This is a genomic window from Spirulina subsalsa PCC 9445, from assembly GCF_000314005.1.
GTDB classification, from domain to species: Bacteria; Cyanobacteriota; Cyanobacteriia; order Cyanobacteriales; family Spirulinaceae; genus Spirulina_A; species Spirulina_A subsalsa.
On the sequence record NZ_JH980292.1, the window covers coordinates 2,554,826 to 2,577,729 of the forward strand.

The following is a 22,904-nucleotide window of genomic DNA, read 5'->3' on the forward strand; positions in this document are numbered from 1 at the left end:
GAGTCGGGAGTCCGGGAACTCTCCCCCCCTGTTCCCTGTTCCCTGTTCCCTAAAATAAAAGAGTTTTGGCTATTCACTACCCACTATTCCCCTGCTCCCCCTCTCCCCTGCTCCCCCTCTCCCCCTCTCCCCTGCTCCTGCAAATTACCACTCTAGATGATCGGGCTTGACCTTCTCGGTGTTGACATCAATATGGGTAATTTCGCCACTTCTCATGTGAATCACCCGGTCGGCCATCGCGGCAATGCCTGCATTGTGGGTGATAATGGCGGTAGTTGTTCCCAGTTCCCGGTTGATGCGGTCAATCACTTGTAACACTAACTTTCCGGTGCGGTAGTCCAGCGCTCCCGTGGGTTCGTCACAGAGTAAGACTTGTGGCCGTTTGGCAATCGCTCGGGCGATCGCAACTCGTTGTTGTTCCCCCCCCGAAAGTTGAGCGGGAAAGTGATCCACCCGATGTTCTAACCCCACCAATCCTAACGCCGCTTTGGGGTGAAGGGGGTGGGGGGCAATTTCCGTCACGAGGGCGACATTTTCCCGAGCCGTTAAACTGGGGATCAGATTGTAAAATTGGAAGACGAAACCCACACACTCCCGGCGAAAGCGGGTTAGGGCGGTCTCATTGGCTGAGGTTAAATCGCGTTCGCGAAAACGGACTCTTCCCGAGGAGGGAATATCCAACCCCCCCAAAATATTCAACAGGGTAGACTTCCCACTCCCCGAAGGCCCCAATAACACAACTAACTCCCCCTCGCGGAGGTCTAAATTTACCCCTTTTAGGGCTTCTACCGTGACTTCTCCCATGCGATAGGTTTTGGAAACATGGGTCATCTCAAAGACGACCGTTTTGGCAGGAGTAGCTAGACTCATAAGCTTAAACGAGAGGGATGCAAAATTTGGTGACATCCTCCCGACACCGACCCTACGGGTACGGTGCGGGCTTCCCCATATCACTATGAGGCTTTCCTGCTTCTACGGGAGGCTCTAGATGTCTTTTTAGGGACATCCCCGATAACCTCTTCCTCCACAGGCAGCTTGACCCCCAGTCCGTTCGCGAAGCGTTCCGCAGGAAGGGCTGCAAGTCCACGCTGCTCGACTATCATCGCCGCAGCAACGTCCCTATCCGTTACAAACCCACATAGTTGAGGTTTAAAACGAATATTAGCTTATTGACATGAACCTATTGTACAATATCTAGGGATAAATCGTCACTCGCTAGTAAATGATTGTTTGTTAATTTTCGGGGCATCGAACCCCTCAATTAACCGTCTTTCATCCCGACACTGACATTCGTACAGTGCGGGGCTTGCCGACGATGAGCTAAGGTACAACAAGGAACTAGACCATCACCCACCAGCAGGACAAACCGAACCGTGACCGAATCCTTTGAACCCTTTGATTCTGACTTAGACCCCAGCCCGGAATCCCCTCAAGGCTCTGGATTGATGGGGTTTACTGTTCGCGTTTTGTTCCTGCTGTTGGCGGGAGGGCTTGCTGCTATTGTAGGGATTATTTTTGCGATCGCCAACCCTCAACCCCCCACTTCCAAACCTGTCCTACTCCGTTGGTGGGAGGGAGTCACCCGTTGGGGAGAACCCCGTCGTCTGCCCAGCGACACCTTCCTAGAGGATAGCGAGCGCCCCCCCACCCCGGAACAAATTCAAGGGGAAATCATGACCTTATCTCAACAGTGGAATCGAATTCGCGATCGCATCATCCAACTCGAAACCCAACTGGGCATTTCCCCCAACCTCAACCAAACCCTCCCCGAACGGTTACAAGCCCTCCAAGACAAAGCCCAAACCCTTCCCCCTCCTGCCCCCGTCCCCACCCTCATCCTCCCCAGCAACTTGCCTCCCCTCCCCGGTCGCAAACTCAAAGTCACCCTACCCAACGATGTCTTATTTAACGACAATAACCAGCTTTCCCCCGAGGGTAGCTTATTATTAGACAGCATTATCAACGACCTTAGCCCCCATTCTCGCTCCACCATCCGCATCGCTGCCCATACCGACTCCCAAACCTCCCTAGCAGACAGTCGGGAACTCTCCTTTCAACTGGCCAACACCGTCCGGCAATATTTAGCCAGTGAATTACGCGGCCGTTACCGTTGGGTTGCCATTGGTTACGGTCAAACTCGCCCCCTCGTGTTGGGTAATACAGAAGTCAATCGTCAGCGCAATCGTCGGATTGAAATTGCCGTTGATTGAGATCCCGAAAAACTCGACCCAAAGTTCATCAAAACCACTCGGGGATATGTTAGGGTCTGCTGTTCACTTCGTGACGCTCCGCGTTCGCGTTCGCGTTCGCGAAGCGTTGCGTAGCAAAGCGTTGCGTAGCAAAGCGTCACGTAGCAATATATCCATCGAATCACTGTTAGTAGGGCTTTTAGCCGTTTATACCAAATTAAATAGACTTGAGGGCAAAAACCTGAATTTCCCCTGCTCCCCTGCCCCCCTGTTCCCCGTTCCCCGTTCCCCGTTCCCTTGACTTCTAACAGCGAGAAACTACAAGGTTTTAGGGATAAATCATCAAAAAGGCTTGCGCTTTTCCCATTCCCCTTCCTGTTCCCTAGCCCCACGAGTAGAGTTATTCAGCAAGCCCTATGTTAGTTCAAGTTTTTGGCGTTCGTGAAACGTTGCGTAGCAATCGCCGCTTCTTGTATCACCTTGAATAATTCTTGGGGATGATGTGCCAAACCATCGGGCATATATTGGGCGAGGATATCCGTTGAATTAAACCCCCAAGTTACCGCAATAACAGGAACTTGACACCGACGGGCGGCTTGAATATCTCGGGTTTCATCCCCCACATAAAGCATCACTGAGGGAGCTAATCCATGACAGCGCAAAAACTGCTGAATTAATTTATGTTTCCCGAAAATCGTTGTTCCAGACGAGATAAAACTAAACAAATCTCTCCAGTGATGGGCGGCTAAAAACTTGATCACATTCTCCTCCGAATTAGAAGTGACAATGCCCAACTCATAGCCCTCCTGCTTTAACTGCTTCAGCGCTTCATCCATGCCCGAGAAGGGAGCAATCTGACTAATTTCCTTATTTAACTCTCGTTTCGCTTTGCGCAAAAGAAAGGGAATTTTAAATGGGGAAATCCTAGATTGACGGACAATTTCCTCAGAACTAAGGTGTCTCAGTTGTTGCGCCTCCTCCTCATTCACGGGGTCATAGCCAAATTCCTCAGCTAAACGGTTGAGAATCTTAATAAAAGTGGGGCGAGTATCAGCAAGGGTTCCATCAAAATCAAACACAATAAAACTTGACATCTTCATGACGGGGCTTGTACCCAAATTTTTGGTCATGATGTTTCCCCTGGGGGCGGGTGGTTGATAATTAGCATGAGCATTGCGTCTCCACATGGCGGGTTTAATCCGTCGTAAGGCAGAAGCACGAAACCGTTGATCCCATTCTCCCTCAGATAGGGTCGCAAGATCTGCCAGTTTAGGGGCAAGGTTGGGGGGATAGGGTTGAAAGTCCTCTAAGTCGGTTTCTTGGGCAAAGCGTTCATTCCACGGACAAACATCTTGGCAAATGTCACACCCAGCCACCCAACCGGAAAGATGAGCCGATATCTCTTCAGGTAAGGTTTCAGCGCGGTTCTCAATGGTATGGTAGGCAATACAGGCATTCGCATCCACCACAAAAGGCTGTTTAATCGCTTGGGTAGGACAAGCTTCTAGGCAACGGGTACAGGTGCCACAATGTTGGCTATGGGGTTGATCCGGTTCAAGTTCTACGTTGGTTAAGACTTCCCCCAAAAAAACCCAACTGCCAAATTCCCGCGTAATCACATTACTATTTTTTGCAATCCACCCCAATCCGGCCTGTTGCGCCCAAACTTTATCTTGGATGGGGCCGGTATCGGCATAAAATCTCGCTTCTATGCCCTCTCCTTGGGCTTCTAACCATTGACTGAGGGCTTTTAACCGTTTGTGTACCACTTTATGGTAGTCCCGCCCCCAACCGTAGCGGGAGATTTTTCCTACTTGGGGATCTGTTGAGTGTGCATGGGGGGTGTAGTAATTCAGGGCGACACAAATCACGGAACGAACACTGGGTAGGAGGGCGCGCACATCGAGGCGTTTGGGATTGGCCATCCAGGCCATATCCCCTTGATACCCTAACGCTAACCACGCTTTGAGGGGATCGGTCGCGTTCTCTGGCAACACGGGACAAGCAATGCCGACTTTGTGGAATCCGAGCGCGATCGCCTTGGCTTTGACTGTCTTCGCTTTGAGGTGAATATTATCGAGGGTCACGAGTTTTGCCTGTGATAGTGATCACAAACCTCCTAATATACACATCAAGGTAGATTTATGCAAACTTTAGTGACTTTTATTTGCATAACTTTACAAAACTTTGCATAATAGGAAACAAGGGAGCCAAAAGCGACCTTCATTCACACAAAGACAAACATTTGAGAGACTTTATGACTTACACCACAACTTCTCCCATCAACACTATTAATGCAGAGCAGTTGGTTAATCCAGTCTCCGCAACCACGGCTCAACTGAAACGCCTTAGCGTTGATGATCAACTGGCTTTACTCTGGCTGGCTTATACCGAGTTAGGTCGTTCTATCACCCCGGCGGCTCCTGGTGCGGCTCGTCTCCAGTTTGCAGAAGGGCTTCTGAATCAATTTCGTCGAATGTCCTGGGATGAGCAGTTACAAGCGATGCGGGATTTAGTGAATCAAGTTAATACTCCCATCTCCCGGGCTTATGGGATTTTGAGTGTCAACACCAAGCTGGCTTTCTGGTACACTCTCGCGGAAATGATGGAAGAGGGAACTGTGATTCCCGTTCCGAGTGGCTACACCATGAGCGATAGTGTGTTAAAGGTGTTTGATGCCCTGCAACGTCTAGAGTTTGGTCAACAAATTACTGTATTGCGGAATGCGGTAGTGGAGATGGGAGTTGATCCTCTCGCCTAGACTCTAAGAATAAAGGGGGCGCAAACTGCGCCCCCTTACAATGTCGTTCGTAGTCAAAAATTTAAACACTTAAAATAAATGGTTTTTTCCCGGCCTTCTTTTGATACTCTGACCATTCAAGGCATTGATAACGCTGTTATTGGTCGCTATTTCACAGCCCTGAATGCTGGAGATTTTGCGGCAACGGCTCAACTCTTTGCACCAGAAGGGGAGTTATATCCACCCTTTGAAGAGGCGATCGCAAGTCCGAGTTCCATCCAGCGTTACTTAGAACAGGAAGCCCAAGGGTTGCGCTGTGAACCCCAAGAGGGGGAAACCCTCACACGAGAAAACGGCATGACCTTAGTACAAGTGAAGGGTCGGGTTCATACCCCTATCTTTAGCGTCAATGTAGCTTGGCAATTCCTGGTGAACCCCAACTCCGAAATTCTCCAAGTCCAGATCAAACTCTTGGCTTCTTTAGAAGAACTGCTAACTTTGCGCCGTTAGTTGAATGACTCCACCTCCTCGGAGGGTGGGGTTTCTCCAACCTCGCCCTTCTTGAGTTTGGAGCTTTACACTTGGGCGGGTTGAGCAAACGCCTGAGCTAACCAACTGCGACCTAATTCTATATCCTTGGGCGCACATTGCCAGTCGGGATGACTGGTCATTAACAAACTTTCGAGACTTTCTCGGTCGAATAAGTGCCACACCACAGCACCAGACACTTCCGAGGCGATCGCATAACAATTCGTGCTAACACAATGAACGATCACAGACTGGGCGACCCGCTCAATCTGCATTTGTTCTTGAGGCTGTAACCGCCGAAACCGCCGAATCAAAGCTTTCCAGGTTTCTAAATCGGTCACTAACAAACCCGGAATCATCACCGTGAGATCCGATTCACCATTGACCCAAATCCAGTAATTCCGAGAAGGATCCACACCCATTAACCAGGGGAGTTCATCATCAAGGCGATAGCGGGGGCTAAGAACAAAAGGCTCTGTCATGGTTATGCAGAATGTTTCATTAATGAGCAACCAACGGCAGGGGGCTTACAAGCTGTGAGATGAAAGCCCGCGTCCCGTACTGCTTTCACATGGTAATAATCTGTATTCTGGATGGGCAAAAACTTTACAAAAGTTACCATTGCAGACTAAATTCACTAATTTTCGCAACATGACTTTACAATTTATTGAAAAATTGGGTCTAAAACCCCGTCGCTTTAGCGCGGGGGGGATTCACCCCCCCAGAGGGGCAATCCAGAAGCCACAGGCAATGACCAGACTCACCACTAGCCCCCACCAACTATAAGCATTAATCCCTTGCCATGCCTTATCTTTTTCCGTCGTCGGTTGACCATATCCGCGTAAAATCATGGCTTGATAGACCCGTTGGGACTGTTCATAACTGCGCACCAATAACGTCCCCACTAAGGCCGCCAACCGTTCTAAATTACGTTTGCTGAGGCGATCGCCCCGAAACCCCCGTAACTTCATGGCTCGTTGCATCGTGACCGCCATCTCCGCTAACTCTTCCAAATAACGATAGGTTAACAGTGCCATATCCACCAATAATTTGGGCAATCCGAGGGAGCGCATGGCTTTTAAACTACCAACAAAAGGAGCCGTCCCAAACAGAACTAAACTCACTGTAACAATGCAGATAAAGCGAGTCACAATTAACAGTACCGTTAAGCAGCCTTCCCAACGCACAGCCACCCCGCCCCATTGGAAAATCACCGTTTCCCCCTGCACCAAAGGCAAAAACACCACCACGGCAGCGATAAATAACCCCGGATAGCGTAAATGACCCAACAAAAACGAGAGCGGCAAGCGAGACAAGGCATATAATCCCGCCGTTACGCCAATCATAAAGGGTAACAGTTGCAACCGTTCCACCCCGGCAAAGGTGAAAATTAAGCTCAACAAACCCAATAACTTGGGGGGATGTTGCCAACGGTGAACCGGGGATTTTAGATGAGCATAACGGTCAATGCCTAGAATGGCGACCCCCTCTCGTTGCCTTGGGGCAATAGTTCCGGTTTGACGCGACTCAGGAAGGACACCACCATCACCGCAATGGTTCCCTCAATCACGGATTGAAGGCCATAGCCCATCATGGAGATTAAGATGGCCTGACGTTCTAAATCTGCGTCTAAATCGGCGGGAATATTGGTAATGACCATTGTCACAAACAGAAACGCCGACAAGAGTAAAGCACTGGCTGAGGTGAAAAATGTCCAAACTGAGGCACCGAGGGGATATTTCTTCACCCACCCCTGGCCCCACTGGTAACAATGATGAGCATAGAGGGCGGGAATTCCCATCAATAGGGCATTCACCCCCAAGGTGGAGATTCCCCCATGACCAAATAAAACCGCTTGGAAAAATAGACCGATCAAAATGGCGGGAAAGGCATAATAGCCCAAAATAATCCCCATTAAACCATTGAGGATCAAGTGAATACTACTGGGGGGAACGGGAAAATGAATCAGAGAAGCCACAAAAAAGGCCGCCGTTAATAAAGAGGCCTTGGGTATATTCTGGGTGGGATCTGGGTCTTGTTTAATCTGCCGTAGTGCGTACCAAGTCGCCCCTCCGGTGATGGCATACCCCCCAATGACGATCGCGGGGGGTAACAAACTATCGGGAATGTGCATGATCAGCGTTTCTCCTCGTAAAGAATAGGGCTGTTCCCACAAACCCCCAAATCCCTAAACCTGCCATAACGGCTTTTTGCATCGGAGTATATCCCCCACTGCTTCCTGGGGCTTGACGAACGGCCGGAGTTTCTCCCTCTGGAGTTTGCCCCGCTTCTGAAGTGCTGTCACCCACCGGAATACTGACAATATTACCATGTCCGGCCTGACGAACCATGACCTCCCAATTGCCCGGAATGCTGGGATCTGGGGTAAACACAAATTCTCCTTGCTCATCGGTTGTCCCTCGTAACCAAGGGGTTTGGGGATCATTGGGGGCATAAATGGTGACTTGAGCATTTTTCATCATCTCCCCGTTGTCATAGGAGGCGGTTAGGGTGATGGCCTCTGTGCTGTGATAGTCTAAACGACTCCCATGAGCGAAGACTGGGGAAATCATACTCCCAGTGGTTAACAAGAACAGGGGAATCAGATGCTTAAATGTGAGATGTTTTGGGGTCATGACTGGTCTAGGAGTCTTCCAGAAGTCGTTACTACGCTATCACGCTTTCTCTATTGGCAAAAACCCCCGGGGAGGGATAATCCGGGGAGAGTTGGATCGGTGAGCCTTCTTGCGAGTTAAACGGTAAACTGAGGGGATGGTAGGATTACTCAGAGCATTAGGATTTATGCGTTGGATTATCGGAATTATTACGGTGTTCTCTGTGGTGTTGTGCTGGGGGAATGGGGATCTGGCTTGGGCGCAAGGGATGGGGCTTTCCTTGGAACAGGGGGAGGCGATCGCACAAAAAGCCATTAGTGCGGCGGAAACGGGCAATTTTTCCCAAGCGGAACAGTATTGGAGTGATTTAATCGAGGCTTTCCCGGAGAATCCAGCCCTGTGGAGTAATCGGGGGAATATGCGGGTCAGTCAAAATGAATTACCAGAAGCTATTGCCGACTATAATCAAGCGATTAAACTGGCTCCCGATGCCCCAGATCCTTACTTAAACCGGGGTGTGGCGTATGAACGCCAGAAAAAATGGTCAAAGGCGATCGCAGACTATGAAAAAGTCCTCAATCTCACCCCAGAAGATCCCCTCGCCTACAATAATCTCGGCAACGCTAAAGCGGGTCAAGGAAACTGGCAAGCCGCCCTTGAGGACTACAAAAAAGCCACCGAATTAGCCCCAGACTTCGCCTTTGCCTTCGCGAACTACGCCCTCACCCTCTACCAAGCCGATCAACAGCCCGAAGCCCTCAGAATGATGCGCAACATCGTCCGTAAATACCCCATGTTCCCCGATATGCGCGCCGCCCTCACCGCCGCCCTCTGGGAAGAAGGACAACAGGGAGAAGCCGAAAGTAACTGGGTGGCCACCGTCGGCATGGATCAACGATATCAAGATATTGAATGGGTCAAAACCGTCCGTCGTTGGCCCCCCAAAATGGTCGCCGCCCTCGAAAAATTCCTCAATCTCGATTAATCTCTAGAAGAACCAAAATTCTGTTAGCTTGGGCGCAAGTTCTCCTTGCCCCTTTGTTTTCCCCTAACTTATTGTGAGGCTGTCGGATGAAACTCTCTCGTTCCCTCTTAGCCCTTTGTTCCCTCCTGGTGGGACTACAGGGCGCTGTGTCCCCTGTACAGGCTAATGCCACCCTCGCCCAACGCAGTCGTCTCCTGCCCCCTCCCCCCCCGGAACACTCCACTAGCCTAGACTTTTCCCTCCTAGGCAATGGTCTATTAAACCTGATTCGCGGCCGGGTATATCACACCGAGTCAATCATTGCGCTGCGGGCTTACTGTGGCAACCACAACGTTCAACTGAACTATCGCTTAAACTCCATTACCCAATACCCTGACCGTTTCCGCACCGAAATCACCTTTTTACAACCCAATGGTGATCCCGTTTTTCAAGTTCAACTGATCAACAATGGGGAAACCGTCTGGTTTCATCGCTCGGATCGTAACCGCTACACGGAACGCACAACCAGCAATTTCCTAGAGAATGCCCCCCACCTCTATATCATGTTGGGCTTTCTCAACTTTTTCTATATGAGGACTCCGGCCCCCATCAAAGCCCAAATTGATCAGGGAATGCGCCCCATTGACACTATTCTGGCGGCCTTTTTAAGTGGTTCACCCGAGGATCAAACCATTGCCAACGTTACGTTAGGCAACCAACGGATTCATCGCCTTTATGAGTTCAAAAACCCCCCCAGCTTAATCGCCCGCTTTTTTGTCGATCCCTATCAAAACCGCATCACCCAAACGGATTTCACCGTGCGGGATGGCGGACAGGAACTCAACTTAGTGGAAACAGTCCAGCACCGGGTAGAACATCCCTTGTTCCCGCCCTCCCATTTTAACTTTGTCCCACCCCCGGAAGCGAGGGAGGTGGATCGGCTAAATATTGAACCCTTTAGGGCGTTGGAGAACTGTTTTGAACCCTTTGCCGAATAATTTCCGGGGTGAGTTCCCCGACGTTATTAAACACCGCCTGGGCTCCGGCCGCCCTGAGTTTGGCACTGTAGGCTTCCTCTTGTTCTGGGTTGGTTTGTACATGGGGGGGTAAAATACCAATGCCAATCCAAGGGGTTTGGGGATCTTCTGCTTTGGCCTGGGTAATGGTGTATAAGTCGCCTACGGTATCGCCCACATATAGAACAGGGACATTATTTTCCAAGCCATGACGCTGGGTTAACTGTTGACGGGCTAAAAACAGGCCGGTAGGATCGGGTTTACCGGGTGCATCTTCCATCGCCACTAATACCGGATCGACCAATCTCAGACGGTGTTTTAGCACATATTCCGCCGATCCCCGGGTTGCCCCGCTAAAGAAGCCCCAAGGGATATCATGGGCGGTGAGATCGTCAAAATAGACTTTATCGACTAAGAGGGGTTCTTGGGTAATATAGCCGTTCCAATGGTTGGGATCGGTGCCGCGATACCGACGTTGGAAAAACTCGACAATTTCTTCATAGTTGAGGGCGATGTCCTCGCGGGATTGTCCTTGGGCGATAAAGTAACGGTAAATTAACTCTTGGGAGGCTTCCCAGTCATTGTTCCAAATCCCCTCCCCTTTGAGTTGGTCAATATCGTCTAAGCTAGGGCGATATTGGTTTTGGGTAAAGTGGGCAACAGTATCCATAATCGCCCGACGGTAAGATCCCCCCACATTGCGGATTACCCCGTCAATATCAAATACAATGATCATTGTAGTCTCCTATTCAGACGTTTAATTTCCCCGTCTCCTCCCCTTGGACGAGGATAATAAGCACTCGATTCACTCATTGGATTTTACAGCGCCCTTGATGAACTTTTTTTCGGCATATTTCCCCTACTGGCTCGGATTTACGTTAACGGAATGGATGGAACTCTGGCAAGGGTTCGGTTCGGTTGTTGGGATTGGTGCGATCGCCTATCTCCTGATGTGTTTTGTGGTGTGGAAGTGGCAAAACCGTTTCATCTTCTTCCCCTCCTCCCAAATGACCAACACCCCAGATCAATGGGGGATGGATTATGAGGTGATCTCAATTCCCATTCCCCAACGCCCCCAACAGTTTCTGTATGCTTGGTGGATGCCTGCGGTTGGCACTCCCCGAGGGGTGGTTTTACAGTTACATGGTAATGGTTTTAATGTGGGGGCGAATTTAGATCAATCCCATGTTTTCCATCAACTGGGGTATTCTGTCTTACTGTTTGATTATCGCGGCTATGGACAAAGTGCGGGGCCTTTTCCTACAGAAAAACAGGTTTATGAGGATGCAGAAATTGCCCTAGATTATTTGCTCAAAGAACGAGGCTGTAGGGCTTCTGAGGTGATAGTTTATGGTCATTCTCTCGGAGGTGCGATCGCCATCGAACTCGCCACCCACCACCCCGACTTAGCCGCCCTGATCATCCAGTGTTCCTTTACTTCTATCACCGAGATGATTGATTATGATGGCATCTACAAGATTTTCCCTGTTCAGTTACTCCTCAACCATCATTTCGACTCCCTCGGCAAACTCTCCCAACTCAATCTTCCCATATTCTTCATCCACAGCGCCCAAGACAAGCGCATTCCCCCCCAAATGAGTCAAACCCTCTTTAATGCCGCCAAAAACCCGCAAAAAGCCCTCTATATTGTCCCCGATGCCGGACATAACAACGCCGCCAGTGCTGGGGGCGAATCCTATCGGCGACAAGTCGAGCAGTTCCTTAATCAACTCTGCCCTTGAACTGCCCCACCCTGCCCTTGGCGAGGATGGGGCTTCGGGATTCAACAGAACAGTTAACAACGGACTACCGTTGAGCCACCGTTTCCTGTTCCCTTGCTAAGAACTTCTCTAACTCCGTCAACGCATCCGCATCTACTTTCGTCTGCATCGGACAGAACTTCGGCCCACACATCGAACAAAACTCCGCCGTCTTGTAAATATCCGCCGGAAGCGTCTCATCATGATATTCCCGCGCCCGGTCTGGGTCTAACGATAATTCAAACTGACGATTCCAGTCGAAATTATAACGCGCCGCCGAAAGCTGATCATCCCGCTCCCGCGCACCCGGACGATGGCGAGCAATATCCGCCGCATGAGCCGCGATTTTATAGGCAATCAAACCATTGCGCACATCCTCCGCATCCGGTAGCCCTAAATGCTCCTTCGGCGTGACATAACACAACATCGCCGTCCCATACCAGCCCGCCATTGCGGCCCCAATCGCCGACGTAATATGATCATAACCCGGTGCAATATCCGTCACCAACGGACCCAGAACATAGAAAGGTGCCTCAGAACACTCCTCCATCTGTTTTTTCACATTAAACTCAATCTGATCCATCGGCACATGACCGGGCCCTTCCACCATCACCTGAACATCCTGTTCCCAGGCCCGGCGAGTCAATTGACCCAGCGTCTTCAATTCCGCTAACTGGGCTTCATCTGACGCATCATGAACACAACCCGGACGGAGAGAATCTCCTAAACTAAAAGAAACATCATGTTTTTTAAAAATCTCAATGATGTCATCAAAATGAGTATAGAGAGGATTCTGCTTGTGGTGATGCAGCATCCAACGGGCAATAATCCCACCCCCCCGGGACACAATCCCGGTAATCCGGTTTTTCACCAACGGCAGATATTCAATTAAAATCCCCGCGTGAATTGTCATGTAATCTACGCCCTGTTGAGCGTGTTTGTCGATAATGTGCAGAAAATCATCCGGGGTAAGGTTTTCAATCTTCCCATGCACACTTTCAAGCGCCTGGTAAATCGGCACTGTACCAATCGGCACCGGAGAAGCATTAATAATCGCCCGACGAATGGTATCTAAATCCCCCCCTCCGGTGGATAAATCCATCACTGTATCGGCCCCATACTTCACCGCGAGATTGAGTTTCGCCACTTCTTCCTCTAAATTAGAAGAGTTAGGAGAAGCCCCAATATTGGCGTTCACTTTACACTGAGAAGCAATGCCAATGCACATCGGTTCTAGATTGGTGTGGTTAATATTCGCCGGAATAATCATCCGACCTCTCGCCACTTCTTCCCGAATTAAATCTACAGGCAGGTTTTCTCGTTGGGCGACATAGTGCATTTCTTCGGTCACAACCTCTTGACGGGCATAGTGCATCTGTGTCACGTTACCCTGACCGTGCCGTTTAGCAACCCATTCTTTACGCATATATTTGAATATCCTTTCAGAGAGAGCTTCCCTACGCTGGTGCTAACCAGTCTCAGGTTCTAAGGGTATTTCTCAGCTTGTCGCAGTCCAAGCACCCCTAGCTTTAAGTCCCTATGCTACCATTTTTAGGTTCTGTCTCATCAACCTCGGTTTAAACTTAACACTTCTTCACTTAAACATTCACAATGAATGAGAGGATTATTGTGAACTACCCCACCCTGCCTAGGCGCGAGGATGGAGCTTCCTGATTCAATGGGAAGTGCTTTCTATACCGAAATATAGCGAGTCTTATCTTCCCTCCCCAGGCAGAAGTCCTAGTTCCTAAGACCCAAATTTTCTCTTGCAACACAGCCCTTTTTAGCTTGGTTTTCGCTTTGGGAGTTAGTGGTCAAGATATATTTATCTTAGCATGGATTCGCTGTCGCCCAGTATATTGCTGGGTTGCTATCCATCCGGTCCCTGCAAGCGAGGAAGGAGAATTCCGCAACATTTTTGTTAAAAATATCAAGCCTTTTTAGCTTTTTTTAGGAGGTTCTATGAATAGATTTAAAGCGTTTTGGGGGTTCTGGTTTATTTTAATAGGGATAGGTTTAGGCCTTAACACTCTGTCCCGGAGCGGATGGGCAGAAGAACCAATCAATCAGGAGATCAATGAAGAGGAACTATTAGAAACGCCTCTTGCTATTCCGGAAATTTCTTTGCCGGGTACGAGTTGGCGTTTAATTTTATGGGGAACGTCAAACCAACTTAAACAACCTTTAAGTCGCACAGAAATTACAGCAAACTTTACACAAAATAAAATTACAGGATCAGGGAGTTGTAATCAGTATAATACCAGTTATCGGGAGGACAATAATCGTTTAACGGTGAGTCCTCCGGCTTCCACTCGTAAGGCTTGTTCTCTCGATATTATTCAGCAAGAAGCGGCTTATTTGAGAGCATTAGAACGGGCGGAAAGTTATGCGATTACGTCCCAACAGGAGTTAAGGATTTCCTTTAAGACCGATGAAGGGCTAGGCGTAATGATTTTTGCCCCCCAAGCTATTCCCGCCTTATAGAAAATGGTCACAGCTATGATTCTCAAGCGTCATCCCCGAGTCCAAAAACTGCCGTTACAGGTGGTGTTAGTCGTTCCCTTTGTGTTGCAATTGCTGGCAACGGTGGGGTTGGTGGGGTATTTGTCCTATAGTAGTGGACAGCGTGCGATCGCCGATTTAGCCGATCAACTCATGCAGCAAGCGGGTCATCGTGTTTTAGAGTATTTAGAAACCTATTTAGCCACCCCGCCCCTGATTAATCGTCTCAATGCTGATGCTGTAGTTTTGGGTGAGATAGATCCCCAAAACTCAACCCAACTCCATCCTTTTCTCTTCCGACGCTTACAGCAGTTTCCCCAAGTCGCTAGTGTTCTCTTCGGTCGTCCCAATGGTACCCTAGACGGCTTTCATCGGGATATTACCGCAGGGGGAGCATTACAAAAAGTAGTTGCTGATCTCGAAAACCCTCAAGAAATCCGGGTCTATCCCCTCAATGAGATGGGTCAATCGGTGGGTTTACCCCAAACTGTAACACCTTTTAGGCTTGATGAGCGACCTTGGTATAAAGCGGCGGTAGAAAGTGATCAGATGGGGTGGAGTGATATCTTCCAACTTGGTCAATATCCCTCCTTGGGCATCGGCGCCTATCTTCCCCTGAAGGATTCCGCCACGGGAGAACTGTTGGGGGTGTTTTCCGTTAGTCTCAGTTTGTTGGAGATGAACGGCTTTTTACAACGTTTACCCCTGAGTCCATCGAGTGTAATTGTGATCACTGATGCTCAAGGGTTGTTAGTGGCTAGTTCTACCTCAGAATCTCCCTTTCAATTGGTGAATCCGGGTAAACCTCCCCAACTTAAACGGATTACTCCCCCAGAGAGTCCCCATCCGATTATTGCTCAGTTTTCTGGGACTCTAGATTCCTCTTGTACTCTAGATCGGACTTGTGTGGTGAAGATGGTGGGCGATCGCCATTTTGTCCTACAACGTCGTTATCAAAACCCCCAACATCCCGATTTAAACTGGACGATCAGCATTATTATCCCAGAACGGGATTTTATGGCAGAAATTAGCGAAAATCGTCGTCAAACGGTGGTTTTATGCAGTATTGCTCTATTAATCTCCCTATTATTTGCTGTCATTACTACGCGCTGGATTATTCAACCGTTACAAGAATTAGATGAACAAGTCCAAAAATGGAGCCACGGAGAACTCCCCCCCCTTTCCTCCCCGGAAGGATTTGGGGTGATTCGCACCCTGACCCAATCCTTTGGCAAACTGGGGTTACAATTGGCGGAAACCCTCACGGCACTCCAAACCAGTGAGCAAAAATTCTCCATCTTGTTGGATAGTGTTCCCTTGGGGGTCAGTGTCTTTGATGGTCAAGGCCAACTGATTTTAATTAATCAAACCGGAGAGCAAATTTTAGGCCAAGGTAAAGCCGATGTTCCCTTAGATCAACTGTCCCAACAGTATCGGCTCTATCGCGCCGGAACCGATGAATGGTACCCCGCCCAAAAAATCCCCGTCTACCTCGCCCTGCAAGGGAAAACCGTTCATGTGGAAGATATGGAACTTGAGCGTGATGGGCAACGAGTAGCGTTAGATATTCTCACGGTGCCGGTGCAAGATCCCAAGACGGGAGAGGTGTTATATGTGATTAATGCGTTCCAAGATATTACCGACCGCAAACAAGCGGATCAATTGCTGCATAACTACAACCAAACCTTGAGCCAAGCGGTACAAGAACGCACCCACCAACTCACCACCAGTGAACAACGATATCGCCTGTTAACGGAAAATCTGGCGGATTTGATTTCCTTACATGGCCCGGATCGGCGGTTTCATTATCTGTCTCCTATCTTCTACTGTATGACGGGCTATCATCCTGCTGACTATCTCGGAGGAGATCCTAAAGATTTAATTCACCCTCAAGATTTACCTGCTGCCACTGAGGCCTGGAAACGGGTGCAAAAGACCAATCGCAGTGTCACCTTTACCGGACGAGTCCAACACCGCAACGGTCATTATGTCTGGGTGGAGTCCAAACTGCAACCTCTACGCGATCGCACCACCGGACAACTCGAAGAAATTATCATCATTTCTCGGGATGTGAGCGATCGCATTCTAGCGGATCAAAAACTGCGAGAAAGTGAAGCCCGCTTTCGCAGTGCCTTTGAAGATGCAGGCATTGGTATGGCTATCACCCGCTTAGATGGTCAGGTGTTGCGAGCGAATCCCCCCCTCTGTCAAATCCTCGGCTACAGTGAAAGGGAACTCTTACAAATGAACTTTGCTGACTATTCTCACCCCGAGGATTTAGCCCAAGAGTACCCCCTACTAGAGCAACTTGAACGAGGCAAAATCCAAACCTATCAACTCGAAAAACGCTATTTTTGCCGTCAAGGTCGTGTGATTTGGGTCTTGGTTTCTGTTTCCTTAGTCCGCAACGATCAACAAGTTCCCCTCTACCATTTAGTCCAAATTCAAAACATTAACGCTCTCAAAACCGCCCAACTGGAACTGACCCGGGCAAAAGAGGCCGCCGAAGCCGCTAACCAAGCGAAAAGTACCTTCCTCGCCAGTATGAGCCATGAACTGCGCACCCCCTTAAACGCCATTTTGGGGTATCCCCAATTGCTCATCAATAGCCCTCATTTATCCCCCCAAGAACGGGAATTTATTCAAATTATTGAGCGCAGTGGGAACTATCTGCTGAGTTTAATTAATCAAGTTTTAGAACTGTCCAAAATTGAAGCCGGAAGTAGCACCCTCAACCTCCAAGCTTGTGATGTCAAAGCTCTCTTAGACGATATTAAGCAAATGCTCAAAATTCAGGCGGAGGCTAAAGGTCTGTTATTACAATTTCACCTAGCCCCGAATCTTCCCGCCTGTGTTAAAACCGATGAAGTCAAATTACGTCAAGTCTTAATTAATCTTTTAGGCAATGCCCTAAAATTTACCCAACAAGGTCAAGTTACCCTCTCGGTGACTGTTACCCATACCACACCCCCCCGCCTCAATTTTGCCGTTACGGATACTGGGCTTGGTATTGCTCCCGACACTCAACAGAAGCTCTTTCAAGCCTTTGTTCAAGGTGATCAAACCCCCGGATTCCAAGAAGGCACTGGCTTAGGGTTAGCGATTAGTCAAAAATTTGTCAAACTCCTTGGGGGTACAATTACCGTCGAAAGTGAACCGGGAAAAGGGAGTTGTTTCCAGTTTGAGATTAACGCCGAATCCTTGACTTGTCCAACTCTGCCCCCGGAATCCTTGTCTCCCCTCACCTCTTTAGCCCCCACAGAAACCACCTATCGGATTCTAGTGGTGGATGATAACCGGGTGAATCGTCAATTATTAGTCGCCATGCTCAAACCCTTGGGATTAGAGGTACAAGAGGCCGAAGATGGTTATGAGGCGATCGCCCTCTGGCAAAGTTGGCAGCCCCATCTGGTGTTTATGGACTTACAAATGCCTAAACTCGATGGCTATGGTGCGATCGCCCAAATGCAAACCCTCCCCCATTCCCCCACCGCCAAAATTATCGCCGTCACAGCCAGTGCCTTTGAAGAAGACAAAACTATGGCACTCCAAGCGGGTTTTCACGCCTTCATCCGCAAACCCTTCCAAAAACAGCAAATCATCAATATGTTGCAACATCAACTCAATCTAGAGTTTCTCCCCCCCACACCCCCCACACCCCCCCCTCCTCCTTTACTCACCCCGATCCTCCTCGCCCAAGTCCCCCGAGATTGGGTTTTAGACCTCAAAGAAGCCCTTTACTCGGGTGATATCAACCTCATGAAGCATCTCACCAACACCCTCCAAGAAGACTATCCCGACACCGCCCAAGCTATCCATCACCTCATCGACGACTTTCAGTTTCAACAACTCCTCGACACCATAGACATCACCCTAGATCCCCCTTAAGACCCTCCTTTTTGTTCCCCAATTTCCCAAAAGTTCATAAAAATTCATAAATTGCTCAATGAAACAAAATAACATTACGTTCTTTAAAACTCTAGAAAAAAACTAATACTTAAGATAAAATATAGAAAGACTAAAATAATGATGAATCCACAGATCACTTGAAAACTTTGGATTTAACTCATTCCTACTCATGGATAGGAGTATCGGGAACATGGATGCTAATGAATTGCTGCATCGTTACATCAAAGGGGAACGCGATTTTCGCGGCACGGAATTAATTGCTGCTAACTTAATCGGAGCGAACTTAACTCACTCGAATTTTTCTAACTCTTTACTTAAAGAAGCTTCTCTTGCTCGCGCCCATTTAGAACGTTGTTTTTTGTTAGAAGCTAATCTCAACGGAGCATTTTTATTCGGCGCAAATTTGAGTTTTGCCAAACTCAAAGCCGGACAACTCATCGAAGCAGACTTAACCAAAGCAGACCTACGCGGGGCTAACCTTGCCAACACCGATTTACAAGGCGCAAAACTCAGTGGCGCTATTCTCAGTTGGGTGACACTCTATCGCGCTAATATGCCCGGTGTTAACCTCTGTGGATCTAACTTAAATGGCATTAATTTAAGGGCGGCTAACCTCGCCGGGGCAAACTTAAACTGGACAAACTTAAGCGGAGCAAGATTAAGCGGAGCGAACCTGAAAGGAGCGCAATTAAACGGCGTAAAATTAAAAGGCGCTTGGATGAATGGGTTAACGTTAGATAACGCTAACTTTAGCGGATTAGATTTAAGTGAAGTTAAACTCAGTGGTTGTCAATTAACCGATGCCAACTTAAGCGGAAGTGATATCAGTGAAGCTCAATTACGGTACATTAAACTCGAACGAGCTAACCTCAAACAAGCCGACTTAAGCGCCAGTAATTTACGAGGCGGTCAACTCTTTGAAGCTAACTTGATGCGCGCTCAATTAGAAGAAGCTGACTTACGCAATGCGGATTTAAGAGAGACTAACTTAAATTTGGCCAATCTCGTTGGCGCTGATTTAAGCGGAGCTAACCTCCAAGGCGCTTATCTCTGGGGTGCCATGTTAGATGGAGCTATCCTACGGGGTGCGGACTTGCGCGGGGCAAGTTTACGAGATGCTAACCTACTCGGAGCAGACTTATCTGAGGCCCTATTAACCGGAGCCATGATGCCTGATGGCAGTGTTCACGCCTAGATCACTAGGTTCTCGAAGGGGGAATTCGTGAATTCCCCTTTTGAATGTTTCCGCCCCATTTTGTTTTCCCTCACGATGGGAAAACAAAATCAGGGAAAACAAAATGAATGTTAATTTTTATGAAATTACTTGACTTTTTACATCAAGCTTCCTTTTTTTGAGACTCGTTTTTTTTCTGCACCACATTCAACATTTGAGAACGCACAGCTTGCGCCCATAATTCAAAATCAAAGGATGTACTATTGGTATTATAAGGGTTGAAAGAATTGGCTACAGGTGCTTGTTGTAATTGTTCGGATTTCATGATGCTAATGAATAGGTAAGTTTTTTATGGTGTTCTCAAGGGAAATAGTCAAAGGTTCAGGCAAGATTGGGGATCTCAGGTCGCTACCTTACGGGGTGTCCCATTCTATATGATCTCAGATTACGGGGGCAACCCTATGATTAGGTTAACGGAAAGTAATAAAAACATGAAATTCTTTAACGGTTAAAGGGAATAATTCAGAGGAGAGCTAAGAACATTACTCAATCCTCAAGTTTGGAGGAGACTTGATGCTTCCCTAAGATTAATTTTTCCCACAATTAGAGGCTCATCGATCAGTGAAATGAGGGGTTTCTCGAAGATCGTATTTCGGGGTGCAGGGAGTCAACTTCCCCACCCACAAGGGGATGGGGTTTTCCCGGCTATCTTTATAAAGAATGGACAAAATACGGTTGTGTCTAACACTCACTACCCCATCAATAGTGCTGTGCAATTTGTTAAGCCCCAATGGGACATCTCACAATTAACCTCATGTTTTGCCCCGTGTTTTGAACGGAGAGGGAGGGATTCGAACCCTCGGTACAGTATAAACTGTACAACGGATTAGCAATCCGCCGCTTTCGACCACTCAGCCACCTCTCCAAGAATACCCATTGCGGGTGCTATTTTTCAGTCACATCCAATCATTCTTACACAACCTCCCACAAAAGGCAAGGGGATAGGGGAGAAATTTTGGCTTTTCTTTTCCTTGTTTTCTGAGGGAGTGGGGGGTCAATGTGCAAAAATAGTCCGATGGTCACATTATGGAAACCCCCTATGGTTGAAACTGCGCCCTCTTCTGCTGAGATTGCGGCCGCCTTGCAAACGCCGACGGACTTTAACTTTCAACTCCCGGATCCTGAGGATGAGGAGATTTTAGAGTATGAGTTTGAACAACAGTTAGATGAAGTCTGGAAAGTGTGCGAGCGCTTTGACTTACAGACTGATATCTGGCGGGGGCGAGTGTTGCGGGCGGTGCGCGATCGCGAAAAAAAAGGCGGTGAAGGACGAGGCCAGGGTTTTCTCAATTGGCTAAAAAATCGGGAAATCACCAAAAGTCAAGCCTACGCCTTAATTCAGTTAGCCAACAGTGCCGACACCCTCTTAGCGGAAGGGCAACTAGATCCCCTCAGCATTAATAATTTTAGTAAGCGTGCCTTTGTCGAAACCGCCAAATCTGCCCCAGAAGTCCAGCGTTTAGTCAGTGAAGCGGCACAACAAGGGGATCGGATTACCCGTCGGGAAGTCAAACAATTGTCCGATGAATGGACGGCCATGAGTTCTGATTTATTGCCCGATGAAGTGAAAGAAAAATCCGCCGAAGGGGGCCTTCCTCCCCGTCATCTCGCCCCCCTCGTGCGGGAAATGGAAAAACTGCCGGATTTACACCTCAAAGGCATTCAACGGGAAATCGCTGCCAATCCCGATATTGACACCGTAAAAACCTTGACCAGCGAAGCCCGCAATTTGTCCAAATATTTAGACGCGGCCGCTCAAGTCCAAACCATCCGCGACGCCTCTTTAGACCTTGAAATGGCCTTAGAAGAAGCCTTACGTTTAGACTGTTTAAATACGGCCGCCGATTTAGTGAAACAGGCCTCAACTTTAGAACAAACCGTTGCCAAGCTTTACACGACTTGGAAACGCTTAGGCAATTTAGCGGATCGGCTTTATGTGGATACCGGGGCAAGTAATCCCCATCTACGCTCTCTTTTATCCTGTTTAGACTCCCTGACCAATGAAGTCATTGAGGTTAAATTAGACGATGCCGGAGAGAATTTAGTCCGTTTACGAGTCATTACAGAAGGGAATCATTGAGTTAAGTGGAGGGGGTTGCATTTACGGGAAAATAGCGGGAGCATGAAAGCCTCCATCTTTTAAGTGGGGGATGAAAACGCCGCTATCAACATTCTTAAGAAGGGGTTAAGTACCGTAGGGCATACGGGAACTTTTGGGATAGACCCAATAAACGCTTGGGGAGAGAATACCTCTACTTTTTCAGAAGTGATTTTGTCTAAGCAAGTAATCTCAATGAACCAAGAATCCCCGTCTATGCAAGAGCGGGGAGTGTCAATCTTCCTCGACTTGTTCAAATTCCTCTAATCCTTCCATCATGCCCCCCAACTCCTCCATCATTACACCCTGTAAAACCTCAAACACATCCGGTAAAATGAGTTCATTGAATAGCCTCATAGAATCCTGAGTCATTTGGGGCATGACTTGCACCGTTTTTTGTCCCGTGGGGGTTTGATAAAAGGCGATTAGATCCCTCAATTCGCCTTCGGTATAATACTTATTGTATAAGTAGGTTTCGACTTTAGCTAATGCCCCTTCTACATCTACTTTTTCGCGAATTTCTTCTACAATTCGCTCGGTAATACGGCTCATCATGGCTTGAATTTCTGCTCGGTCTTCTTCCGAGATCAATTCATTATCTGGATTAGCCCCCATCAACTGCCCAAAAGCCTGTTCTGTTTGACCCACTAAAGAATCTAAAGTGGATTGAAATAGACGAGAAGTTTGGGTCATTTGCCGTAATTGTTGAATCAGAGCCAGTTTTTCCGGGCTGATTGATTCTTGAACAGTTTCTAGGGTTTCCATCGTCGGTAAACCGGACTCTGGGGGGGGAGAGACGGTTTCCGCAACAGTGACAACGGGATTGGCAAAGAGTAAGATTCCGGCTAAACCTGTACCTAAACCTAAACGCCATTGAAATTTACCCATAATTCTCCGAGTTGTTTATTTTTCCCCTTTATTCTAGGCGATCTAACTTTATTTGATTTCTGGTGAACTACCCCACCCTGCCGAGGCGCGAGGATGGAGCTTCCTGATTCAATGGGAAGTGCTTTCTATACCGAAATATAGCGAGTCTTATCTTCCCTCCCCAAGCAGAAGTCCTAGTTCCTAAGACCCAAATTTTCTCTTGCAACACAGCCCTTTTTAGCTTGGTTTTCGCTTTGGGAGTTAGTGGTCAAGTCCATCCGGTCCCTGCAAGCGAGGAAGGGGAATTCCGCAACATTTTTGTTAAATTTCAGGGGACGGGGGAAATTCTTGTGTAGGATGCTAGGGTGGGGGTTGTTTGTTTTGGGGTGCAACAACAGCAAGCTGTTCTCAAGCTGGATGGTGAAGGGTTAAGTTTTGTCTAGCGGTTGTGGTAACTCCGAGAACCAATCACCAGACTATGA

The 22,904-nt window shown here is 48.3% G+C and carries 20 protein-coding genes, 1 tRNA gene, 1 pseudogene and 1 riboswitch; of the genes and pseudogenes, 11 read left to right on the top strand and 11 right to left on the bottom strand.

Annotation, left to right across the window (positions count from 1 at the left end; all coding sequences use genetic code 11):
* Positions 1 to 144 precede the first annotated feature (144 nt).
* Complete coding sequence (locus SPI9445_RS0111795; RefSeq protein WP_017304955.1) at positions 145 to 870, bottom strand: ABC transporter ATP-binding protein; 726 nt, start codon at positions 868 to 870, stop codon at positions 145 to 147.
* Positions 871 to 1,373: 503 nt separating this feature from the next.
* On the opposite strand from SPI9445_RS0111795, the gene SPI9445_RS0111805 reads away from it, so the two are divergent.
* Positions 1,374 to 2,210, top strand: a complete 837-nt coding sequence (locus SPI9445_RS0111805; RefSeq protein WP_017304957.1) for an OmpA family protein — start codon at positions 1,374 to 1,376, stop codon at positions 2,208 to 2,210.
* Positions 2,211 to 2,608: 398 nt separating this feature from the next.
* On the opposite strand, the gene queG is transcribed toward SPI9445_RS0111805, so the two are convergent.
* Entirely contained in the window at positions 2,609 to 4,276 is a 1,668-nt protein-coding gene (gene queG, locus SPI9445_RS0111810; protein ID WP_017304958.1) for a tRNA epoxyqueuosine(34) reductase QueG, read from the bottom strand.
* Between the two features lie 170 nt (positions 4,277 to 4,446).
* Here queG and SPI9445_RS0111815 point away from each other — a divergent pair, with 170 nt between their 5' ends.
* Together SPI9445_RS0111815 and SPI9445_RS0111820 are read left to right on the top strand one after the other, a co-directional pair.
* On the top strand, positions 4,447 to 4,950 hold the full coding sequence (locus SPI9445_RS0111815; protein ID WP_017304959.1) for an orange carotenoid protein N-terminal domain-containing protein: 504 nt from the start codon (positions 4,447 to 4,449) through the stop codon (positions 4,948 to 4,950).
* A 78-nt stretch (positions 4,951 to 5,028) separates the two neighbouring features.
* Positions 5,029 to 5,439: a Cif family virulence factor gene (locus SPI9445_RS0111820; protein ID WP_017304960.1), complete on the top strand. Its 411-nt coding sequence runs from the start codon at positions 5,029 to 5,031 to the stop codon at positions 5,437 to 5,439.
* A 65-nt stretch (positions 5,440 to 5,504) separates the two neighbouring features.
* Here SPI9445_RS0111820 and SPI9445_RS0111825 read toward each other — a convergent pair whose 3' ends face one another.
* The 4 genes from SPI9445_RS0111825 to SPI9445_RS0111840 form a co-directional block, all read right to left on the bottom strand.
* Positions 5,505 to 5,939 (bottom strand): hypothetical protein, encoded by a 435-nt coding sequence (locus SPI9445_RS0111825; RefSeq protein ID WP_017304961.1) that lies wholly within the window; start codon positions 5,937 to 5,939, stop codon positions 5,505 to 5,507.
* Positions 5,940 to 6,170: 231 nt separating this feature from the next.
* Positions 6,171 to 6,965 carry a cobalt ECF transporter T component CbiQ gene (gene cbiQ, locus SPI9445_RS0111830; RefSeq protein ID WP_337587391.1) on the bottom strand — a complete coding sequence of 265 codons (795 nt, stop codon included), beginning with the start codon at positions 6,963 to 6,965 and terminating at the stop codon, positions 6,171 to 6,173.
* Complete coding sequence (cbiM, locus tag SPI9445_RS0111835) at positions 6,929 to 7,591, bottom strand: cobalt transporter CbiM (RefSeq protein ID WP_017304963.1); 663 nt, start codon at positions 7,589 to 7,591, stop codon at positions 6,929 to 6,931. Before cbiM ends, cbiQ begins: the two co-directional genes overlap by 37 nt.
* On the bottom strand, positions 7,575 to 8,093 hold the full coding sequence (locus SPI9445_RS0111840; RefSeq protein ID WP_017304964.1) for a carboxypeptidase-like regulatory domain-containing protein: 519 nt from the start codon (positions 8,091 to 8,093) through the stop codon (positions 7,575 to 7,577). The genes cbiM and SPI9445_RS0111840 overlap by 17 nt, the downstream gene beginning before the upstream one ends.
* 166 nt (positions 8,094 to 8,259) lie before the next feature.
* On the opposite strand from SPI9445_RS0111840, the gene SPI9445_RS0111845 reads away from it, so the two are divergent.
* Together SPI9445_RS0111845 and SPI9445_RS0111850 are read left to right on the top strand one after the other, a co-directional pair.
* The gene (locus tag SPI9445_RS0111845; protein WP_017304965.1) at positions 8,260 to 9,057 is read left to right on the top strand and encodes a tetratricopeptide repeat protein; all 798 of its coding nucleotides are present in this window, start codon (positions 8,260 to 8,262) and stop codon (positions 9,055 to 9,057) included.
* Between the two features lie 86 nt (positions 9,058 to 9,143).
* A complete protein-coding gene (locus tag SPI9445_RS0111850; RefSeq protein ID WP_017304966.1) occupies positions 9,144 to 10,034 on the top strand; it encodes a hypothetical protein in 891 nt (296 codons plus the stop codon).
* Here the strand turns inward: SPI9445_RS0111850 and SPI9445_RS0111855 are convergent.
* The gene (locus SPI9445_RS0111855) at positions 9,994 to 10,788 is read right to left on the bottom strand and encodes a TIGR01548 family HAD-type hydrolase (RefSeq protein ID WP_017304967.1); all 795 of its coding nucleotides are present in this window, start codon (positions 10,786 to 10,788) and stop codon (positions 9,994 to 9,996) included. The two genes, SPI9445_RS0111850 and SPI9445_RS0111855, sit on opposite strands and share 41 nt — an antisense overlap.
* A 97-nt stretch (positions 10,789 to 10,885) precedes the next feature.
* On the opposite strand from SPI9445_RS0111855, the gene SPI9445_RS0111860 reads away from it, so the two are divergent.
* On the top strand, positions 10,886 to 11,794 hold the full coding sequence (locus tag SPI9445_RS0111860) for an alpha/beta hydrolase (protein WP_017304968.1): 909 nt from the start codon (positions 10,886 to 10,888) through the stop codon (positions 11,792 to 11,794).
* 64 nt (positions 11,795 to 11,858) lie between these two features.
* Here SPI9445_RS0111860 and thiC read toward each other — a convergent pair whose 3' ends face one another.
* Entirely contained in the window at positions 11,859 to 13,238 is a 1,380-nt protein-coding gene (thiC, locus tag SPI9445_RS0111865; protein ID WP_026079731.1) for a phosphomethylpyrimidine synthase, read from the bottom strand.
* A gap of 11 nt (positions 13,239 to 13,249) precedes the next feature.
* A riboswitch (TPP riboswitch) is annotated at positions 13,250 to 13,347 on the bottom strand.
* Between the two features lie 427 nt (positions 13,348 to 13,774).
* On the opposite strand from thiC, the gene SPI9445_RS25280 reads away from it, so the two are divergent.
* From SPI9445_RS25280 to SPI9445_RS0111880, 3 genes are all read left to right on the top strand, one after another.
* On the top strand, positions 13,775 to 14,296 hold the full coding sequence (locus SPI9445_RS25280; protein WP_017304970.1) for an META domain-containing protein: 522 nt from the start codon (positions 13,775 to 13,777) through the stop codon (positions 14,294 to 14,296).
* 3 nt (positions 14,297 to 14,299) lie between these two features.
* The gene (locus tag SPI9445_RS27580; RefSeq protein WP_083883528.1) at positions 14,300 to 18,202 is read left to right on the top strand and encodes a PAS domain S-box protein; all 3,903 of its coding nucleotides are present in this window, start codon (positions 14,300 to 14,302) and stop codon (positions 18,200 to 18,202) included.
* 211 nt (positions 18,203 to 18,413) lie between these two features.
* Entirely contained in the window at positions 18,414 to 19,418 is a 1,005-nt protein-coding gene (locus tag SPI9445_RS0111880; protein ID WP_017304972.1) for a pentapeptide repeat-containing protein, read from the top strand.
* Between the two features lie 142 nt (positions 19,419 to 19,560).
* Here SPI9445_RS0111880 and SPI9445_RS30545 read toward each other — a convergent pair whose 3' ends face one another.
* Both SPI9445_RS30545 and SPI9445_RS0111895 read right to left on the bottom strand, forming a co-directional pair.
* Positions 19,561 to 19,722, bottom strand: coding sequence for a hypothetical protein (locus SPI9445_RS30545; protein WP_017304973.1), 162 nt, complete (start codon positions 19,720 to 19,722; stop codon positions 19,561 to 19,563).
* Positions 19,723 to 20,233: 511 nt separating this feature from the next.
* Positions 20,234 to 20,322 (bottom strand) — tRNA-Ser (locus SPI9445_RS0111895).
* A gap of 174 nt (positions 20,323 to 20,496) precedes the next feature.
* Here SPI9445_RS0111895 and SPI9445_RS0111900 point away from each other — a divergent pair.
* Together SPI9445_RS0111900 and SPI9445_RS32100 are read left to right on the top strand one after the other, a co-directional pair.
* Positions 20,497 to 21,537, top strand: a complete 1,041-nt coding sequence (locus SPI9445_RS0111900) for a hypothetical protein (protein ID WP_026079732.1) — start codon at positions 20,497 to 20,499, stop codon at positions 21,535 to 21,537.
* A 69-nt stretch (positions 21,538 to 21,606) separates the two neighbouring features.
* Positions 21,607 to 21,822 (top strand): annotated as a pseudogene (locus SPI9445_RS32100) (hypothetical protein); the annotation flags it as partial.
* Here SPI9445_RS32100 and SPI9445_RS27585 read toward each other — a convergent pair.
* Positions 21,790 to 22,443: a DUF2059 domain-containing protein gene (locus tag SPI9445_RS27585; RefSeq protein ID WP_017304975.1), complete on the bottom strand. Its 654-nt coding sequence runs from the start codon at positions 22,441 to 22,443 to the stop codon at positions 21,790 to 21,792. The pseudogene SPI9445_RS32100 and the gene SPI9445_RS27585 overlap by 33 nt on opposite strands.
* Positions 22,444 to 22,904: the final 461 nt, after the last annotated feature.